The organism is Acidimicrobiia bacterium, from assembly GCA_036271555.1.
Lineage (GTDB): Bacteria > Actinomycetota > Acidimicrobiia > IMCC26256 > PALSA-610 > DATBAK01.
Map to the genome: position 1 here is coordinate 11,440 of DATBAK010000027.1, position 18,002 is coordinate 29,441.

Genomic DNA, 18,002 nt, shown 5'->3' on the forward strand with positions numbered 1-18,002 from the left:
GGCCGACTCACGGGCACGGCCCGATCGTGGCCTGCACGGCGTTGTGATCCGAGCCGCGGGGATGGAAGCGCTGCGCGTGTGCCGCGCACCACGTGCGATCGACGATCACGTGGTCGATCCGGAGCGCGAGCAGGTCGAAGGGGAACGGCCGGAACGTCGATCCGGCCCAGCTCGCGCGCATCGCATCGCGCCGGTGCGCGACGAGATGCGCGTACGTCGACGTGCGGTCGGAGACGTTGAGGTCGCCGGCGACGACGACGGGGAGCGCGCTCGCGGCGGTCAGCGCCCGCACCGCGTTCACGGCGCGCGCCTGCCTCGCGAAGCTGAAGTGACCCGGCAGCAGCGGGATGCCGAGGCCCGGTCGCGGCAGGTGCACCGCGATGAGCAGGAACGGCGTCGGCGCCATCACCTCCACGACGACGGCCTGACCGCTCACCGACCCGGCGGCGCGTCGTCGCAGCTCGAACCGCGACGCGACGTACTCGGAGTAGCCGTCGCGATGCGGCGGCGAGCTCAGGTGATGCTCGAACGCGCCGGTGAGCGCGGCCTCGCTGCGGGTCGTGCCCTCGGACACGACGACGACGTCGGGACGGCGTGCGATCAGGTCGCGCGCCGCGGCGGCGGGCGTCGCGTTCTGGAAGTGGAGGTTCGCGGCGACGATCGTCACGGGATCGCGCGGCGCGGCGGTGCGGTCGGGGACGCGCGGCGCGACGACCATCGCGGTGCCGGCCGCGAGCCACGCAACGAGGCTGACGACCGTGAGCGCGCGGCTCCGGCGTACGAGCGCGCCCAAGTGCCCGACGACGACGAGCGCGTAGATCGCCGGCCCGACGATCGCGAGGATCTGACCGACGTCGCCGAACCGACGGAACGCGAGCCACACCCACGCGATCGCGACGAGGAGCAGGGCGAGCGCGAACCGCCGCGCGCGCGATCGCGGCGCGGCCTCGCCGTCGCTCATCGGTAGACGCGCAGCTCGTCGAGGGGGATCGGTGGGCGTGCGCGCCCGACGTACGCGGGATCAGGGCGACCGACGAGCACGAGCGCGTGCGCGAGCCAGTCCGGCGGTAGGGCGAGCGCGTCGCGCGCGACGTCGGGACAGAAGATCGGCGCCGCGACCCAGCACGACGCGAAGCCGCGGTCGGTCGCCGCGAGCATGAGGTTCTCGACCGCGGCGCCGAGTGACAGCAGCGCCATGCCGTGCTCGGCGCGGCGGCGGGACTCGTCGGGATAGCGGTCGAGGCCGTTCTCGGTCAGGCACCCGAGCAGCGCGGCCGGCGCGGCCGCGAGCCGCTCGATGGACGCGTCGACGAGCTCGTCGACGCGCGGGCGGTCGACGCCGTCGCGGTCGAGGTCGGCGCGCCACCGCGTGCCCATCGCGACCGCGAGATCGCGGCGCGCGGGTTCGGTGTCGAGGACGACCCAGCGCCACGGGCGCGAGTGGTGCGGCGCCGGTGCGATGCACGCGGCGGTGACCATCGCGTCGAGGTCTGCTCGCGAGACCGCATCGGGCAGGAAGGCGCGGATCGAACGGCGGGCCTCGAGCCACGCCGGGAGCACGGCCGTCATCGGAACAGGTCCTCCGACGGCGCGCGCACGAGGTCGCGGTAGGAACCGGCGCGGAACCACGTCGCGTCCAGACCGCGCACGATCGCAACGGGAACGCCGGATGCCTTGCCCATCACGAGCTCGGCCGCGCCCGCGATCTCGTCGGCGATCGCGACCTCGGTGACGTGCAGGACGCGGCCGAGCGCGTCGGGCGTCTCACGCAGGTCGACCACCGCGGCGATGCCCGACACCCCGATCGCGACATCGGTCAGCCCGGTGCGCCACGCGCGCCCGAACGTGTCGGACACGATCACCGCGACCTCGACGCCGGTGCGCGCCCGCAGCGCGTCGCGTACGTGCTTCGCGGACCGATCGGGCTCGACGGGCAGGAGCGCCGCCGTGCCCGACTCCATGTTCGACAGGTCGATGCCCGCGTTCGCGCACACGAAGCCGTGGCGCGTCTCGCTGATGATCAGGTCGCCGCGCCGGCGCACGATGCGCACCGACTCGGACTCGACGAGCGCGCGCCGTGCCGCGAGGTCTTCGGGATCGAGCGGGACGATCCGCCCTTCGGCCTTCGACACGACCTTCTGCGTGACGACGAGGCAATCACCGGACTCGATCGGCGTTCCCTGCCCACGCGCCGCCTCGGCGATGAGCACCGCGAGCTCGTCGCCGGGCCGGATCTCGCCGATGCCCTCGATCGGCAGGATCGTCAGCGCGTGGGGCACGGATCGCGATCGGGATCGATGGCGTCGAGCGCGCGCCGCGCGAGCGCGGCGGCAATGTCGGGGGTGTGCATCACGGTGTCGGCGACGACGGCGCGCACGCCCGCGGTCTCGACCTCGGAAGCGCGGTCGGCGTCGACGGTGTCGATCACGAGCGTCGAGCAGAACGGCGCGTAGACGCGCGCGACGCCCGCGCACGACACGTCGATGCCGAGCGGCGCCATCAGACGGTCCGCGGGACCGCGCACCGGCGCGCCGCCGACGATCGGGGAGACGCCGACGACGCGATCGCGCCGTGCGATCAGCGCGTCGCGGATCCCGGGCACCGCGAGGATCGGTCCGATGGACACGACCGGATTCGAGGGGCACAGCACGATCGTGTCGGCGGCGGCGATCGCGTCGAGCACGCCGGGCGCCGGGCGGGCGGTGTCGGCACCCTCGTAACGCACCGAGACGACGGGCGGTTCGGTGCGCTCGCGCACGAACCACTCCTCGAGGTGCAGCTCCTCGTGCGTGCCGTCGGCCCGGCGCACGGTGATGCGGGTGCGTACGGGGTCGTCGCTCATCGGCACCAGGCGCAACTTCAGTTCCCACGCGGCCACGATCTCCGCGGTCACCGTCGACAGCGGCGCGCCCTCGTTGCGGCGGCGGGTGCGGTAGAGGTGCGTCGCGAGATCGCGGTCACCGAGTCGGAACCACACCGGCTCGCCGTAGCGCGCGAGCGCGTCGAGGCAGGCGAACGTCTCGCCTTCGAGGCCCCAGCCCAGCTCGCGGTTCGACGCGCCCGCGAGGGTGTAGGTGACCGAGTCGAGGTCGGGGGAGACGTGCAACCCGTGGAACTCGTCGTCGTCGCCGGTGTTGCCGACGACCACGATCTCCTCGGGTGGCACCGCGCGCACGAGGCCCGCGAGGAAGCGGGCGCCGCCGACGCCACCGGCCAGGCTGATGATCACGCGGGGGAGCGTACGAGCCCCCGTCGGTGTGGGGCTACGCGGCGCGGGTGATGACGGTCTGGACCCGCAGGGCCTGCTCGACGACCTGATCGACGACGGGCTCGATCCGACCCCGCACCGACTGCGCGATCCCGTCGACGGTCTGCTGGAGGCTCTCGATGCGGGCCCGGCCGTCGCGCGCCCGGGCGTTCAGGCAACCGCCCGAGTCGGTGATGCGCTGCTGCAGGTCGCGGCGGCGCACCTGCGCCTGCTGGAAGCCGAGCACGGCGATCCCGATCGTCACGTAGCCGGTGTCGGTGAGGGTCTTGCGCAGGTCCATGGGTCCACTCTCCCGGAGGGTCGGGGCGGCCGTCAACCAACGGCCCGCCAAACGAAGTGCTCGCGAGCCTATACAGGTTGCTAGCAGCTGCAAGCACTTGTGCGCAGGTGAACAAGGTCCGGGATGGGGCGATTGGTAACCTCGCCGAAGTCATGGACACGGAGCCGGCCGATTCGCGTCCGAGTCCTGCACGCACGGTGGGCGCGTGGCTCGATGTCGCCGAACCCCCCATCGAACCGCCGGGTCCGCCCGCGGCCGAGGTCGTCCTCGACCTCGACGCGCTCGACGACCTCGGCGACGACGGGCGCTCCCAGCCCGCGCCGGCTATGCCCCCGGTGGTCGCGGTCGTGGTCACCGACGGCGGAGCCGGGCTCGAGGCCACCCTCGGCTCGCTCGCCGACCAGGAGTACCCGTCGCTCTCGACGCTGGTGATCGACCGGGGCGCGGAGACCGATCCCACCGGCCGGGTCGCGGGCGTCTACCCCCATGCCTTCGTGCGCAGGCTCGAGGAGCCCCGCTCGTTCACCGAGGCCTGCAACGTCGCCTTCGCCAGCGTCGAGGGTTCCCCGTTCTTCCTCGTGTGCCGGGACGACATCGTGCTCGAGCCGGGCACCGTGCGGGTGCTCGTCGAAGAGGCGTATCGCAGCAACGCCGCGATCGTCGGGCCCAAGGTCGTCGAGCTCGACCGGCCCGACGTGCTCCTCGAGGTCGGCCTCTCGGTCGACCGCTACGGCGTCGTGTTCTCCGGCATCGAGCCCGGCGAAGTCGACCAGGAGCAGCACGACGCGGTGCGCGACGTGTTCTGTGTGTCGGACGCGCTGATGCTCCTGCGCGCCGACCTCGTCTCCGAGCTCGGTGGCTTCGACGCGCGCTCGGAGCCCGGCTCCTCCGACCTCGATCTCTGCTGGCGCGCTCGTGTCATCGGCGCGCGCGTGGTCGTCGCGCCCGACGCGCGCGTGCGCCGCCAACCGACGGGCGGGCACCGGCGCGCGCGTCTCGCGAGCGTCGTGCGCGACGCGAACCGGGCGCGCATCCGCGTGCTCACCAAGTGCACCGCGCGCGGCGCGCTCCTCTGGGTGTTGCCGCTCGCGTTCCTCCTCGACGCGGGCGAAGCGGTCGGACTCGTGCTCGGACGCCACTTCGCGCGCGCGCGGTCGCTCATGTCCGGATGGTGGTCCGCGTTGCGCGAGCTGCCGGTGACGCTCGCGGATCGACGGCCGTTGCAAGCGCGGCGCGACGTCGGCGAGCACGAGCTGCGGCGACTCATGGTGCGTGGCAGCTCGCGTGTTCGCACCGCGGTGATCCTGCGGCTGCACGGGCGGCGCACCGGCCTCGACGAGGTCGAGACGCGCACGCGCAGTGCCGTCGGCGCGGCGCGCGACACGTTGCGCGGCGCGGCCGGGATCGCTTGGGTCGCGGTGCTTGCGGTCGTGCTGATCGGATCGCGCAACCTGATCGCCAGCGGCGTGCCGTCGGTGGCCGGCTTCGCAGCCTGGCCCCACCTCGGATCGCTGCTCCGCACCTATCACTCGACCTGGCGCGTGACCGGCCTCGGTTCCGCCTCGCCGGCGAGCCCGTCGTTCGGTGTGATGAGCGTTGCGACCGCGGTGCTGCTCGGTCACGCCGCGCTCGCGCGCACGCTGTTCGTCGTCGGCGCGGTGCCGCTCGGCGGTTATGGCGTCTACCGCGCGCTGCGCCCGGCCGCGACGTCGCCGCTGCCCGCGATCGCCGCGCTCGTCGCGTACGTGGGCAATCCGCTGCCGCGCAACCTCCTCGGCTCGGGACAGCTCGGTCCGCTCGTACTGTTCGCGCTCGCGCCGTTCATCCTCTCGGCGGTTGCGCGGGCCGTGGGAAACCACTGGTCGACGGCGGAGCCCGACGACCGTTGGCGCTGGTCGCGCGTCGCGGCGCTCGCCGCGCTGGTCGCGATCGTCACCGCGTTCTGGCCGCCGGCGTTGTTGTTCGCGCTCGTGATCGGCGCGGTCGCGCTCGTCGGCGCGCCCGTGCTCGGCGGACTGCGCGCCGCGGGACGCGTCGCGGCGGCGACCGCCGCGGGCACGCTCGGCGCGCTCGTCCTGCTCGTGCCCTGGCCACTCGTGCTCCTGCACGCCGACGGTCCGGCGCTCGGACTCTTGCCGCGCGCGCCGCTGCCGCTCGGCGATGTGCTGCGCTTCCACACCGGCGCGGCGGGCGCGGGCCTGCTGCCGTGGGGGCTGCTCGTCGCCGCCGCGCTCCCGCTCATCACCGCGACCGGCGAGCGTCTGGTCTGGGCCGGCCGCGCGTGGTTGCTCGTCGCCGCGTCCTTCACGCTCGCGTGGTTGCCGAGCCGGTTGTCGCCGTCGTTGGCGGTCCCGTCGGCGGGTGGCGTGCTCGTCGCGGCCGCGCTCGGGCTCGCCATCGCGGTCGGCATCGGGGTCGCGGCCTTCGTCGACGAGTTGCGCACGCTCGAGTTCGGCTGGCGCCAGGTCGGCGCGATGCTCGCCGTCCTCGGGTTGCTCGCGCCGGTGCCGGGCGCGCTCGGCGACGCGCTCGGAGGGTCGTGGCGCCTGCCTCGTAGCGACTGGAGCGGGCAACTCACGTGGATGGCGCAGCCCGGGCCCGCGGCGACGTTCCGCGTGCTGTGGGTCGGCGCCCCCGCGATCCTCCCGCTCGACGGCGCGGTGACCCACGGGCTCGGCTACGGCCTCAGCCGCAACGGTCCGCCCGACGCGCGCGCGTTGTGGCCCGCACCCGGTGGCCACGCGGGCGCGGTCGAGCGCGACGCGGTCTCGCTGCTCGCGACCGCGCACACCGCGCGGCTCGGTCACGTGCTCGCGCCGCTGGGCGTGCGCTACATCGCGGTGATCGACCGCGCCGCCCCCGACTCGCACCACGTGCACCGCTTGCCCGCAGGGCTGACGACGACGCTCGGCGAGCAGCTCGATCTCTCGATGCGCCAGGCGGAACCGGGCCTCACGCTGTACGAGAACGCGGCGTGGATGCCGACGCGCGCGATCACGTCGGCGCTGCCGACCGGTGGCAACCCGACCGCCGACGCGCTCGCATCGAGCGTCACCGCGCGGCCGCTGACGGCGGACCGCGCGCCGACCTCGGGCACGGTGTTCGTGTCCGAAGCACACGACTCGCGCTGGCGCGCGACGCAGGGCGGCCACGCGCTGTCGGACTCGACCGCGTTCGGGTGGGCGAACGCATATCCGCTGAGCGGCTCCGGCGCGGTGCACGTGCGCTTCCACGGTGGCTCGGCGCGCACGCTCGCGCTGCTGCTGCAGCTCCTCTTGTGGCTCGCGCTCGCGGTGTTCCTCGTGGTCATCCGGCGGCGCGCCGCGAAGGCCGCGACATGACGCGCGCTCGCCGTCTCCCGCTCGCGGTGCTGCTCGTCGGGTTGCTCGTCGTCGCGATCGCCGCCGGCGACCGTCACACCGCGACCGTCGGTGTGCGCGAGTCGCGCCTCGCGGCGACGATGCCGGCGGCCGACGCGCGTTCGAGCGCGTGGTACTGCTCGGGCGGTCCCGGCGGCTCGGGTCCGAGCCCGGACCGCGTCACGATCTCGAACGCCGGCGGTGTCGCGGTGCCGGTCGCGGTCGACGTGATGGTGTCGGGCGGCGCGGTGCGCGAGCAGCTCGTGAACGTCGCCGCGCGCGCGAGTCGCACGCTCACGGTGTCGAGCCTCTCGCGTGATCCAACGGCCGCGCTCGTCGTGCAACCGCTGGGCCCGAGCGTCGTGGTGGCGCAGGGCTGGGCTGCGAACGGCGACGTCGCCTCGGCGCCGTGCGCGACGCGCTCCGCGTCGACGTGGTTCTTCGCCGGGGGAACCAGCACCACGGGCGCGCAGGAGTGGCTCTCGCTGCTCGACCCGTACCCGGTCGACGCGGTCGTCGACGTGCAGGCGTACACCGAGAACGGTTTGCGCGCGCCGAGCTCCCTGCAGGATCTCGTGGTCCACGCGCACTCACGGGTGTCGGTGCGCATCGATCCCCTCGTCGCGCAGCAGCACCTCGTCGCGCTCCAGGTCCACGCGCGCAATGGTCAGCGAGTCGTGGCGACGACCGCGGTCGTGCGGCCGAAGACCGGCGGAGCGGCCGGTGTCGACGCGTCGCTGTCGCTCGGCGCGACGGAGCTCGCGCGTACGTGGTGGTTCGCCGACAACCGCGATCGTCCCGGCGCGAGCGAGCAGCTCGTGCTCGCGAATCCCGGTGAGGCCGACGCAACCGTCCGCGTCGAGCTCGTGTCGGACCTCTCGGCCGTCATCCAAGCGCGCGCCGTGACGGTGCCGGCCGGTACCGCCGCGGCCGTCGACTACTCCGGCGCGGCCAAGGCGAACGCGAACTACACGCTGTCGTTGCACTCGTCGATTCCGATCGTGGCCGAGACGCGCGCGACGTTCGACCGCGCACGCGCGCCGCTCGCGGGCAGCGTGACCGAGCTCGGCACCACTGCGGCCGCGCACGAGTGGTGGTTCGCGGGTGGGCCGTTCACCGCGACCGGTCTCGGCGGTGCCGAACCGCACGTGCCGATCGGCTACGACGCGCTCATGGTGATGAAGCCGACGACGGCCGCGGCGCGCCTCACGACGATCGCGAACATCCTGCACAACGACGGCCACGTGCGCCGCACGTTCGTGATCACGCAGGCGGCGGCGCTCAAGTCGTTCACCACGGCGAACCGCGACAACCCCGCGCTCGTGTCGGGCGCCACCGCGAGCAAGGTCTCGCCGGCCTTTGCGATCGACCTCGAGGACGACGCCGCGAGCGGCTGGCTCCGTCAGCGTTTCGTCGACGATCAGAACGTTGCGGGATTCGTGTTCGCACAGAGCGCCAAGCCCCAAGTCGTCGACGACATCGTCGTGCTGAATCCCGGTCGCCACGCGGCGCGCGTCTCGGTGGTCGCGAGCGCGGCGGGCGGCGGGCTCACTGCGGCGGGCATGACGGGCGTGATCGTCGCGCCGGGGCGCATGATCGTGATCTCGCTCGTCGGGCTCGCGAAGCCGAGCGGCGCGGCCGTCGTCTCCGCGTCGCAGCCGGTCGTCGCGGAGCGGTTCGTCGCGTTGCCCGGTGGCGCGACCCGCTCGCCCGGCGTGCCGTCGCCGTGAGCGCGCGTTGATCCTGCGGATCGTCCTCGCGGCGGTACTGGTCGCGATCGCGATCGTCGTCGCGTGGCGCCTGCGCGCGCAACCGGCCGCGGAGCCCGTGCAGCCACCCGGCGACATCCCGCGTCAGCTCCACCGCGCCGACTTCACGCGTCCGGACGCGCCGTGGCTCGTCGTGCTGTTCGCGTCGGCGACCTGCGAGAGCTGCGCGACGATGGCGACCAAGGTCGCGGTGCTCGAGAGCACGGACGTCGCGGTCGCGACTGCGGAGTACCCGAGCGCGCGCGACATCCACGAGCGCTACCGCGTCGAGTCGGTGCCGCTCGTCGTCGTCGCCGATTCCGAGGGCGTGACGCGCGGCGCCTTCCTCGGTCCGACGTCTGCGACCGACCTGTGGGCCGCGCTCGCGGAGCTCCGCTCGCCGGGCACCACCCCCGAGCCGAAGCTCGGGAAGCTCGACTGAAACGTCACGCGGCGAGCGGAGCGAGTGCGACCGGAAAGCTCAGTCTCCGGACGCGGGGGTGAAGGGCGGGCGCGAGGGCGGCGGCGGGGGAGGCGGCGGGGCACCGTGAGGCGCGCCGTTGCCGTTCGGCAGCGGCTCGGTCGAGGTTGCGGCCGCCGCCGGCGCGGCCTCGGAGACCACCGGGGCCGGCATCGGGTTGGGCGTCACCGTGCCGGGCTGGATCGGCTTGCGTTCGCCGCCGGCCTTGAAGCCCATCGCGTCGTCGGCGAGCCGCGTGATCTCGTCGCCGTCGAGGGTTTCCCGCTCGAGCAGGTTCTTCGCGATCGCGTCGAGCGCGGGCCGGAACTTCGTGAGCGTCGCGCGCGTACGGTCCTCCTGCTCGCGCAGGATGGACTCGACCTCCTCGTCGATGACGCGCGCGGTCTCGTCCGAGTAGTCGCGCGTGTGCATGAGATCGTCGCCGAGGAACACCGCGCCCTGCGAGCCCCATGCCATCGGTCCGATGCGGCTGCTCATGCCCCACTCGCGCACCATCTTGCGGGCGATCTCGGTGGCGCGCACGAGGTCGTTCTGCGCGCCGGTCGACACGTTGTCGAACACGACGTCCTCGGCGACGCGCCCGCCGAGCATCACCGCGAGCATGTCCTCGATGTAGCGCTTGTTGTACGCGTGCTGCTCCTCGATCGGCAGCTGCTGCGTCATGCCGAGCGCCATGCCCGTCGGCAGGATCGTGACCTTGTGGACGGGGTCGGCGTCGTCGAGCACGTAGGCGCAGAGCGCGTGGCCGCCCTCGTGGTACGCGGTGAGCTGCTTCTCCTCCGCGCTCATGAGGATCGACGGCCGCTTGAGTCCCATGAGGATCCGGTCGCGCGCCTCGTCGAAGTCGACCTTGTGCACCTCTTGCGCGCCGCGCCGCACCGCGAAGAGCGCGGCCTCGTTCACGAGGTTCGCGAGGTCGGCACCGCTCATGCCGGGCGTGCCCCGAGCGACGATGTCGGCGTTGACGTCGGGCGCCATCTTCTTGTCGCGGAAGTGCACCTCGAGGATCTCGCGCCGCTCCACCTGCGTCGGCAGCGGCACCATGATCTGACGGTCGAAGCGACCCGGCCGCAGCAGCGCGGGGTCGAGCACGTCGGGACGGTTCGTCGCGGCCATCATGACGACGCCTTCGGTCGTCTCGAAGCCGTCCATCTCCGCGAGCATCTGGTTGAGCGTCTGCTCGCGCTCGTCGTGACCGCCGCCGAGCCCTGCGCCGCGCTTGCGACCGATGGAGTCGATCTCGTCGACGAAGATGATCGCGGGGGCCTGCTTGCGCGCGGTGTTGAACAGATCGCGTACGCGCGCCGCGCCGACGCCGACGAACATCTCCATGAAGTCGGAGCCGGTCACCGAGATGAACGGCACGCCCGCCTCACCGGCGACCGCGCGCGCGATGAGCGTCTTGCCGGTGCCCGGAGGGCCGACGAGCAGCACGCCCTTCGGGATGCGCGCGCCGATGTCGCGGAACTTGCCCGGCATCTTCAGGAAGTCGACGACTTCCTTGATCTCCTCTTTCACCGGCCCGTAGCCGGCGACATCGGCGAACGTCGTCTTCGGTTTCTCGGTGTTGTAGACCTTCGCGCGCGACCGGCCGATGTTCATGACCGCGCCCATCTGGCCCTGCGCGCGGCGACTCATCCAGACGAAGAAGCCGATGATCAGGACGACCGGCAGCAACAGCGTCAGGATCGAGCCGAGGATGTTCGAGCCGTGACTCTTGTAGTCGCGTCCGACGTTGTGGGCGGTCAGCAGCGCGATGTCGGCGTCGGGCATCGAGTTCTGCGGCCCGGTCGTCGAGAAGGTCGTCTTCCCGTCGAGGTCGTCGCCCTTCTTGAACTCGCCCGTGATGTGCCCGCTCGAGCTGTCGTACTTGATGCTCTCGACGTGGCCGGCCTTCACCTGCGACAGGAACTGGGAGTAGTCGACGCTCGCCGACGACGACCCGCCCTTCGGGACGGCCTGGTAGAAGATGAGCGCGGTCACGACCAGGCCGAGCACGACCCACGGCAGCCAGCGCGAGCGCGGGCTCGGCGCGCGGGGCGGCATCGGGGGGCGCGGCGGACGACCGGGCGGCTCCGGCGGGCGCCAGCGGTCGTTTGAGTCGCTCAACAGATCTCCAAATGGGACGCGAGTTCTCTCATGCTACGGCGCGTCACGTGGTGGTTCCGGCCCCGGCCCCAACCGAAGCTGAGAACGGGTGATTCCTCGGTAACCTCCGCCGATGGGGTCGTCGCCTCCACCGCCCCCTCCGTCGTTCCCGCCGGTCCCTCCGCCACCGCCGTCGCCGCCGGCCGTGCCGGGCCCACCGCCTCGGCGCGCGACGTTGCGGTGGGGTCTCGGCGACGCGGTCCTCGCGTTCGTGCTCGCGATCGTGGGCGCGATCGTCGTCACCCAGATCGTCATCGGCGTCACCGGCACGCAGCGGCTCTCCGACGGGAGCTATCCGGAGACCGCGGCGATCATCGGCGCGACGGTCGCGGGACAGTACGGCGCCTGGTTCTTGTGGATGCTGCTCGTCAGCAAGCGCAAGGGGATCGGCACGCTGCGCGCCGACTTCGGCTTCGTCGTCGATGTCGCGCACGACTGGTCGATGATCGCGATCGGGTTCGGCTTCGAGATCGCGGCGGGCATCGTGCTGTTCCCGATCACGAATCTCCTCAAGAAGACGCCGCAACAAGTGGTGCACGACCTCGACACTGCGCACGGAGCGAAGCTCGTCATCCTCGTCGTCACCGCGCTCGTCGTCGCGCCGGTGGTCGAGGAGCTCTTCTTCCGCGGTCTGTTGCTGCGCGCGCTGCAGCGGCGGGTGTCGGCGCCGATCGCCGTCGCGATCGCGGCGCTCGCGTTCGGCCTCACGCACGTGCTGTTCGACTTCGGGTCGGGGGCGGTGATGCCGGCCCTCGTCGCGCTCGGCCTCGTGTCCGGCTACTTCGCGGTCCGGACCGGAAACCTGTCCCGGTCGATCCTGCTCCACGCCGGATTCAACCTGGTGGCGGTGCTCGCAGTGCTCACGAACCACTGAAAGACCACCGATCGCGGCCGATGAGGTTCCGTGGCGAGCGGAGCAGGTGCCCCGGTGGTCTGCGCGGTGTGCGGACACGGTGAGACGGTGTCCATCCGGATGCGGGTGGGCGGCGAGGAGATCACGTTCCGGCGCTGCGCCCGCTGCGAGGCCAACGCGTGGGAGGGCGAAGCGGGGCGATTGAGCCTCGATCGCGTCCTCGAGCTCGCGCGCTCGTCACGCTGAACCGGTTTCGCGCGCGCCGTTTGGCAAGCTGGGGGCGATGGACGTCGCGCCGGGGGTCTCGACACGCGACGCCGCGCCGCTCGACGAACCGCGTGAGTCGTCCCTCGCCGCGCGCGTCGCGACGATCTCGCGGCGCGATCGCGAGCGTGATCGCTACGACGAGTCGGACCCGCCGCGCTTCGCGATCGAGGAGATCATCGGGTTCGCGGTGCTCGTCACCTGCGTCGGCGTCATCCTCGCCGCGCTGCACCCGAACCTCATCTTCCTGAACACCACGCCGGCGGGCGGCGACATGGGTGCGCACGTCTGGTGGCCCGCGTTCCTGCGCGACCACTGGTTCAACCACTTCCGTCTCGCGGGCTGGGCCCCCGACTGGTACGCGGGCTTCCCGGTCGGGCAGTTCTACTTCCCGCTTCCGGCGATCCTCATCGACCTGCTCGCGATCGTGATGCCGTACAACGTCGCGTTCAAGGTCATCACAGTCAGCGGATCGCTGCTGCTTCCGATCGCGGCGTACCAGTTCGGGCGCGCGCTGAAGTTCCCGTGGCCCGCGCCGCCACTCTTCGCGATCGCGGTGCTGAAGTACGTCTTCGAGACGCGGCACGGCGCGCTCAGCGCGGGTGACGACGCGTGGACGATCTACGGCGGCAACCTCGCGAGCACGCTCGCGGGCGAGTTCTCGTACGTGCTCGGGATGGCGCTCGGCCTCTTCTTCCTCGCGTCGCTCGCGCGTGCGCTCGAGACCCGCAAGCGGCTCTGGATCCCCGCGGTTCTGCTCGCTGCGACCGTCCTCTGCCACATCGTCATCGCGGTGTTCGCCGTGGTCGGCGGGCTCGCGGTCTGGCTCACGCGCCGGCCGCTGAAGACGTGGAAGCCCGCGGCGCTGATCGGAGCGGTCGGCGCGCTCGTGACCGCGGTGTGGTCGGTGCCGTTGCTCGTCGACACCCCGTACACGCAGAGCATGCGCTACGAGAAGGTGACGTCGTTCGCGATCCATCTCTTCGGATTCCGCGCCGATCAGCACCACCCGCTGATGCCGCGCCCGTGGTGGATGTGGCTCCTCGTCGCGGTCGCGGTGCTCGCGGCGGGGTGGTGGCGGCGGACGTCGACGCTCGTGCTCGTCGCGATGGCGGTCGCGTTCGGACTCTTCTTCCGCTTCTGGCCCGAGCACAGCGTGTGGAACACGCGGTACCTGCCGCTCTACTACTTCTCGCTCGCGCTGCTGGCCGCGGTCGGCGCCGCCGAGCTCATCCGCCTCGCGGCGACGATCGGTCAGCGCGCGTACGACTGGATCCGCGAGGGCGACCGGCTCGACGCGCTCGAGCGCGAGGCCGCGGCGGACGCGGACGGGATCGGTCCCGAGCCGGGGGCCGCCGGGCCGGAGTTCGATCCCGCGCAGCACGCGTGGCGGCGACGCCTCGTCGGTGTCGTGACGCTCATGGCGATGCTCACCGCGGTCACCGTGCCCACGGTGTGGTGGATCGTCGACCACGAAGGGGTCGCGCCGGGCTGGGCGACGTGGAACTACGAGGGCTACCAGCGCAAGACGCCGGTCACGGGTCCGCACGCGAACGAGACCGGCGCGTCGTGGCGCGAGCTGCAATCGATCATGACGACGATGAACAAGCTCCCGCCCGGGCGCGCGCTGTGGGAGCCGTCGAACGACATCAACAACTACGGCACCACCCTCGCGCTCGAGCTGCTGCCGTACTTCACGCACGGCCGCATCGGCTCGATGGAGGGCCTCTACTTCGAGTCGTCGGCGACGACCGACTTCCACTTCATGACCGTGAGCGAGCTCACCGCGACCGGCTCGGCGTCGAATCCGGTGCGCGGTCTCGTGTACAACGACATCTCGGACTTCAACCAGGGCGTCGAGCACCTGCGGATGCTCGGTGTCCGCTACTACATGGCCGAGTCGTCGCAGGCGAAGACTCTCGCCGCGAAGAGCACGGGCCTGAAGCTCGTCGCGCGCGTGCCCGACCTCGACGGCGTCGCGCCGATGGGCTGGCAGATCTACGAGGTGAAGGGTTGGAACCTCGCGCAGGCGTTGACGGACGAGCCGGTCGTCGTCGCGACGCACGGCGGGCCGTCGTCGAAATGCTTCGGCACCGCGGCACCGCCGAAGGGCACGCGCGATCCCGAGCTCGACGCGTGGGAGTGCAGCGCCGCGCCGTGGTGGAACACCGGCGACCTCTCGCGTCCGTTCGCGGCATCCGGTCCCGCGCACTGGGCACGCGCCAAGAGCGTCGCCGCCGCGCAGAAGCTGCCGCCGCGGCCCCTGCCGAAGGTGACCGTCGGTCCCGTGCACGAGGGCGTGAGCTCGATCTCGTTCCATGTGTCGCGCACGGGCGTGCCGATCGAGGTGAAGACGTCGTTCTTCCCGAACTGGAAGGCGCACGGCGCGAGCGGTCCGTGGCGGCTCGCGCCGAACCTGATGGTCGTGATCCCGACCAGCCACGACGTGAAGCTCACCTACGGCGAGACGACCGGTGATCGCGCGGGCCGGCTGCTCACGCTCGCGGGCCTCGCCGGTGTCGTCGGTCTCGCGCGCTACCGGCCGGCCGAGCCCGCGCCGCCCGAGCAGCCCGCCCCACCCGCGCCGCGCGGCTGGGTCGAGCCGACGGTGGAGGAGACCGCGCCGGCCGACTTGCCCGCGCCGGGCGTCCCACTCGCGCCGCCGGTACCCGCCGCCGCGACCGACGAAGGCGAAGCCGAAGCCGAGGACACGGACGGCAACGGCGACGGTGACGGCGAGGAAACGGGCGATCCGCCCGACGCGGACGGTGACGATCCCGGCGCCGAATCGGTGGCGCAACCGGACCGTGACACGGCGCGTGACGCGGGGACGGATCCGGAAACCCCGGCGCTACCATGACCCGTCCCTGATTCCGGGGGAACCCGTCAGTGGAGGAACGGCACCGGTGTCGCTGGACGCGATCTTCAAGGCCTACGACATTCGCGGCCTGTACCCGGACGAGATCGACGAGGCCATCGCCCGCCGGGTCGGCAACGCATTCGCCCGCTTCACCGGCGCGCCGCGCGTGCTCGTCGCGCGCGACATGCGCCCGTCGTCGATCCCGCTGTCGGAGGCCTTCGCCGAGGGTGTGACCCTCGCCGGCGCCGACGTCACCGCGCTCGGCCTCGCGTCGACCGACCTCGCGTACTTCGCGGCCGGGAAGCTCGACGCGCCGGCCGCCATGTTCACCGCCAGCCACAACCCGGCCCAGTACAACGGCATCAAGCTCTGCCGCGCGGGCGCCGCGCCGATCGGCGAGGAGACCGGCCTGCGGCAGATCCGCGACACGGTCGAGAGCGGCGTCGTCGAACGGGCCGAGATCAGCGGCACCGTCGACTCGCTCGACCTGCTCGACGAGTTCGGCGAGCACGTCCGCTCGTTCGTCGACATCTCGGCGCTGAAGCCGTTGCGGGTCGTCGCCGACACCGCCAACGGGATGGGTGGTCTCGTCGTGCCGCACGTCTTCGAGGGCCTGCCCTTCGACGTGCGCTTCCTGTTCCAGGAGCTCGACGGCACGTTCCCGAACCACCCCGCGGACCCGATCCAGGCCGAGAACCTCAAGGACCTCCAGCGCGCCGTCCTCGACGCGGGCGCCGACGTCGGCCTCGCGTTCGACGGCGACGCCGACCGCGTCTTCCTCGTCGACGACCAGGGCCAGCCGGTGTCGGGATCCACGACGACCGCGATCATCGCCAAGGGCATCCTGTCCCGGCATCCCGGCGAGACGGTCGTGCACAACCTCATCTGCTCGAAGGCCGTGCCCGAGGTCATCCGCGAGAACGGCGGCGTGCCCGTGCGCACGCGCGTCGGCCACTCGTTCATCAAGCAGGTCATGGCCGAGACCGGCGCGATCTTCGGCGGCGAGCACTCGGCGCACTACTACTTCCGCGACAACTGGCGGGCCGACTCCGGCTCGATCGCCGCGCTGATGGTGCTCGAGCAGCTGAGCCTCACGGGCCAGAGGCTCTCCGAGCTCCGGCGCCCGTTCGAGCGCTACTCGCAGTCGGGTGAGATCAACAGCCGCGTCGACGACCCGGCCGCGGTGATCGAACGGGTCGCGGCCGCGTATCGCGACGCCGACACCGACCGCCTCGACGGCCTGACCGTCGACCTCGGCGACTGGTGGTTCAACCTGCGGCCGAGCAACACCGAACCGCTGCTGCGGCTGAACCTCGAAGCGGCCGACGCCGACTCGTGCCAGGCTCGCACCGCCGAGGTGCTCGCGCTCGTGCGCGGCGCGGCCGACGCGTAGCGCACATCGCCGTCCCGACGAAGGAGTCCCCGTGGCGCTCGACCCCAAGCTGCTCGAGATCCTTGCCTGCCCCGACGACAAGGGTCCGCTCCTCTATTTCACGGACGAGCAGTCGCTCTACAACCCGCGGCTGAAGCGGCGCTACGAAGTCCAGGACGACATCCCGAACATGCTCGTCGACGAGTCGGAGACGGTGAGCGACGCCGAGCACGAGCGCCTGGTCGCGAAGGCGCAGGCCGACGGCATCCGTCCGACCTTCGAGGCCTAGGACCCGACCCATGGCTACCGATTCCATCGGCTTCCTCGACGCGGTCGCGGGCCTCCCCGAGCAACTCGCGCTCGCCGCGCAGACCAGCACCGGCACGATCACGGCCGCGGTCGCCGACGGCCGCCTGCCTGCGCTCGACGCGATCGACAACGTCGTCATCCTCGGCATGGGCGGCTCGGGCATCTCCGGCGACGTGCTCGCGTCGGTCGCGAACTCGACCCTGCCGGTGCCGGTCACGGTCTTGAAGCAGTACCGCGCGCCGAAGTTCGTCGGTCCCCGCACGCTCGCCTTCGCGGTCTCGTACTCCGGCGGCACCGAGGAGACCGCGTCGATGGCGGAGGGCGTGCTCGAGAAGGGCGCGCAGCTCGTCGTCGTCTCCAAGGGCGGTGAGCTCGGTGCGCTCGCGGAGCGCGCGGGCGTGCTGCGCGTCCCGTGTCCGGAAGGCTTCCTGCCGCGCGCCGCGCTGGGTGCGTTGATCGCGCCGTTGTTCCTCGCGCTCGAGGGCGTCGGCATGCTGCCCGACGCGACCGCGTGGATCGCCGACGCGCAGACGCAGCTGGCGTTGCGGCGCGACCGCTGCGCGCCCACCGTCGAGGGCGCGGCGAACCCGGCGCGCGAGATCGCGCGCAAGATCGGTCGCACGATCCCGTTGATCTACGGTGGCGGCGCGCTCGGCGCGGTGGCCGCGATGCGCTGGAAGTGCGACATCAACGAGAACGCCAAGGCGCCCGCGTTCTGGAACACGCACCCCGAGCTCGACCACAACGAGATCTGCGCGTGGGGCCAGAACGGCGACGTCACCCGCCAGCTCCTCACCGTCGTCGAGCTGCGCCACGGCTTCGAGCACGAACGGCTCGAGCCCCGCTTCGCGGTCGTGCGCGAGCTCATGCGCGAGGCCGTGCACGAGATCCTCGAGGTGCGGGCCGAGGGTCACGGCCGGCTCGCGCAGCTGCTCGACCTCATGTACGTCGGCGACTGGGTGTCGTGCTACCTCGCGCTCGACAACGACGTCGACCCCGGCCCCATCGACGCCATCTTCACGCTCAAGGACCACCTCGCGACTCTTTAGGGTCGGGCTCG

At 72.1% G+C, this 18,002-nt stretch carries 15 protein-coding genes; 9 read left to right on the forward strand and 6 right to left on the reverse strand.

All coding sequences use genetic code 11. The features are described from left to right. Nucleotides 1-7 precede the first annotated feature (7 nt). Genes VH914_08260 through VH914_08280 form a run of 5 tightly spaced genes read right to left on the reverse strand, consistent with a single transcriptional unit; the run spans nucleotide 8 to nucleotide 3,548 of the window. Nucleotides 8-961 (reverse strand): endonuclease/exonuclease/phosphatase family protein, encoded by a 954-nt coding sequence (locus VH914_08260; GenBank protein HEX4491179.1) that lies wholly within the window; start codon nucleotides 959-961, stop codon nucleotides 8-10. Continuing rightward, nucleotides 958-1,569 carry a nitroreductase family protein gene (locus tag VH914_08265; protein ID HEX4491180.1) on the reverse strand — a complete coding sequence of 204 codons (612 nt, stop codon included), beginning with the start codon at nucleotides 1,567-1,569 and terminating at the stop codon, nucleotides 958-960. Before VH914_08265 ends, VH914_08260 begins: the two co-directional genes overlap by 4 nt. Then, entirely contained in the window at nucleotides 1,566-2,279 is a 714-nt protein-coding gene (gene cofE / locus VH914_08270; GenBank protein HEX4491181.1) for a coenzyme F420-0:L-glutamate ligase, read from the reverse strand. Before cofE ends, VH914_08265 begins: the two co-directional genes overlap by 4 nt. Further along, the gene (gene cofD / locus VH914_08275; protein HEX4491182.1) at nucleotides 2,264-3,229 is read right to left on the reverse strand and encodes a 2-phospho-L-lactate transferase; all 966 of its coding nucleotides are present in this window, start codon (nucleotides 3,227-3,229) and stop codon (nucleotides 2,264-2,266) included. Before cofD ends, cofE begins: the two co-directional genes overlap by 16 nt. Before the next feature lie 34 nt (nucleotides 3,230-3,263). Continuing rightward, nucleotides 3,264-3,548 carry a hypothetical protein gene (locus VH914_08280; protein ID HEX4491183.1) on the reverse strand — a complete coding sequence of 95 codons (285 nt, stop codon included), beginning with the start codon at nucleotides 3,546-3,548 and terminating at the stop codon, nucleotides 3,264-3,266. Nucleotides 3,549-3,700: 152 nt separating this feature from the next. Here VH914_08280 and VH914_08285 point away from each other — a divergent pair, with 152 nt between their 5' ends. Genes VH914_08285 through VH914_08295 form a run of 3 tightly spaced genes read left to right on the forward strand, consistent with a single transcriptional unit; the run spans nucleotide 3,701 to nucleotide 9,097 of the window. Then, nucleotides 3,701-6,889, forward strand: a complete 3,189-nt coding sequence (locus tag VH914_08285; GenBank protein HEX4491184.1) for a glycosyltransferase — start codon at nucleotides 3,701-3,703, stop codon at nucleotides 6,887-6,889. Next, complete coding sequence (locus VH914_08290) at nucleotides 6,886-8,637, forward strand: DUF5719 family protein (protein ID HEX4491185.1); 1,752 nt, start codon at nucleotides 6,886-6,888, stop codon at nucleotides 8,635-8,637. The genes VH914_08285 and VH914_08290 overlap by 4 nt, the downstream gene beginning before the upstream one ends. Nucleotides 8,638-8,644: 7 nt before the next feature. Next, nucleotides 8,645-9,097, forward strand: coding sequence for a hypothetical protein (locus VH914_08295; GenBank protein HEX4491186.1), 453 nt, complete (start codon nucleotides 8,645-8,647; stop codon nucleotides 9,095-9,097). A gap of 39 nt (nucleotides 9,098-9,136) precedes the next feature. Here VH914_08295 and ftsH read toward each other — a convergent pair whose 3' ends face one another. Then, a complete protein-coding gene (gene ftsH / locus VH914_08300) occupies nucleotides 9,137-11,182 on the reverse strand; it encodes an ATP-dependent zinc metalloprotease FtsH (GenBank protein HEX4491187.1) in 2,046 nt (681 codons plus the stop codon). Between the two features lie 247 nt (nucleotides 11,183-11,429). Here ftsH and VH914_08305 point away from each other — a divergent pair, with 247 nt between their 5' ends. The 6 genes from VH914_08305 (at nucleotide 11,430) to VH914_08330 (ending at nucleotide 17,991) form a co-directional block, all read left to right on the forward strand. Then, nucleotides 11,430-12,158, forward strand: coding sequence for a CPBP family intramembrane glutamic endopeptidase (locus VH914_08305; GenBank protein ID HEX4491188.1), 729 nt, complete (start codon nucleotides 11,430-11,432; stop codon nucleotides 12,156-12,158). A gap of 87 nt (nucleotides 12,159-12,245) precedes the next feature. Next, nucleotides 12,246-12,383 carry a hypothetical protein gene (locus VH914_08310; GenBank protein ID HEX4491189.1) on the forward strand — a complete coding sequence of 46 codons (138 nt, stop codon included), beginning with the start codon at nucleotides 12,246-12,248 and terminating at the stop codon, nucleotides 12,381-12,383. 37 nt (nucleotides 12,384-12,420) lie between these two features. After that, on the forward strand, nucleotides 12,421-15,261 hold the full coding sequence (locus tag VH914_08315; GenBank protein HEX4491190.1) for a hypothetical protein: 2,841 nt from the start codon (nucleotides 12,421-12,423) through the stop codon (nucleotides 15,259-15,261). 52 nt (nucleotides 15,262-15,313) lie between these two features. Next, nucleotides 15,314-16,654 (forward strand): phosphomannomutase/phosphoglucomutase, encoded by a 1,341-nt coding sequence (locus VH914_08320; protein HEX4491191.1) that lies wholly within the window; start codon nucleotides 15,314-15,316, stop codon nucleotides 16,652-16,654. Nucleotides 16,655-16,685: 31 nt separating this feature from the next. Next, nucleotides 16,686-16,922, forward strand: a complete 237-nt coding sequence (locus tag VH914_08325; protein HEX4491192.1) for a Trm112 family protein — start codon at nucleotides 16,686-16,688, stop codon at nucleotides 16,920-16,922. 10 nt (nucleotides 16,923-16,932) lie between these two features. Next, nucleotides 16,933-17,991 carry a bifunctional phosphoglucose/phosphomannose isomerase gene (locus tag VH914_08330; protein HEX4491193.1) on the forward strand — a complete coding sequence of 353 codons (1,059 nt, stop codon included), beginning with the start codon at nucleotides 16,933-16,935 and terminating at the stop codon, nucleotides 17,989-17,991. The last annotated feature ends 11 nt before the right edge of the window (nucleotides 17,992-18,002 follow it).

Coding starts and splice junctions, on each gene's coding strand:
- VH914_08280 (HEX4491183.1), bottom strand. CDS start 3,548: ATGGACCTGCGCAAGACCCTCACCGACACCGGCTACGTGACGATCGGG.
- VH914_08330 (HEX4491193.1), top strand. CDS start 16,933: ATGGCTACCGATTCCATCGGCTTCCTCGACGCGGTCGCGGGCCTCCCC.
- VH914_08265 (HEX4491180.1), bottom strand. CDS start 1,569: ATGACGGCCGTGCTCCCGGCGTGGCTCGAGGCCCGCCGTTCGATCCGC.
- VH914_08315 (HEX4491190.1), top strand. CDS start 12,421: ATGGACGTCGCGCCGGGGGTCTCGACACGCGACGCCGCGCCGCTCGAC.
- ftsH (HEX4491187.1), bottom strand. CDS start 11,182: ATGCCGCCCCGCGCGCCGAGCCCGCGCTCGCGCTGGCTGCCGTGGGTC.
- VH914_08260 (HEX4491179.1), bottom strand. CDS start 961: ATGAGCGACGGCGAGGCCGCGCCGCGATCGCGCGCGCGGCGGTTCGCG.
- VH914_08290 (HEX4491185.1), top strand. CDS start 6,886: ATGACGCGCGCTCGCCGTCTCCCGCTCGCGGTGCTGCTCGTCGGGTTG.
- VH914_08285 (HEX4491184.1), top strand. CDS start 3,701: ATGGACACGGAGCCGGCCGATTCGCGTCCGAGTCCTGCACGCACGGTG.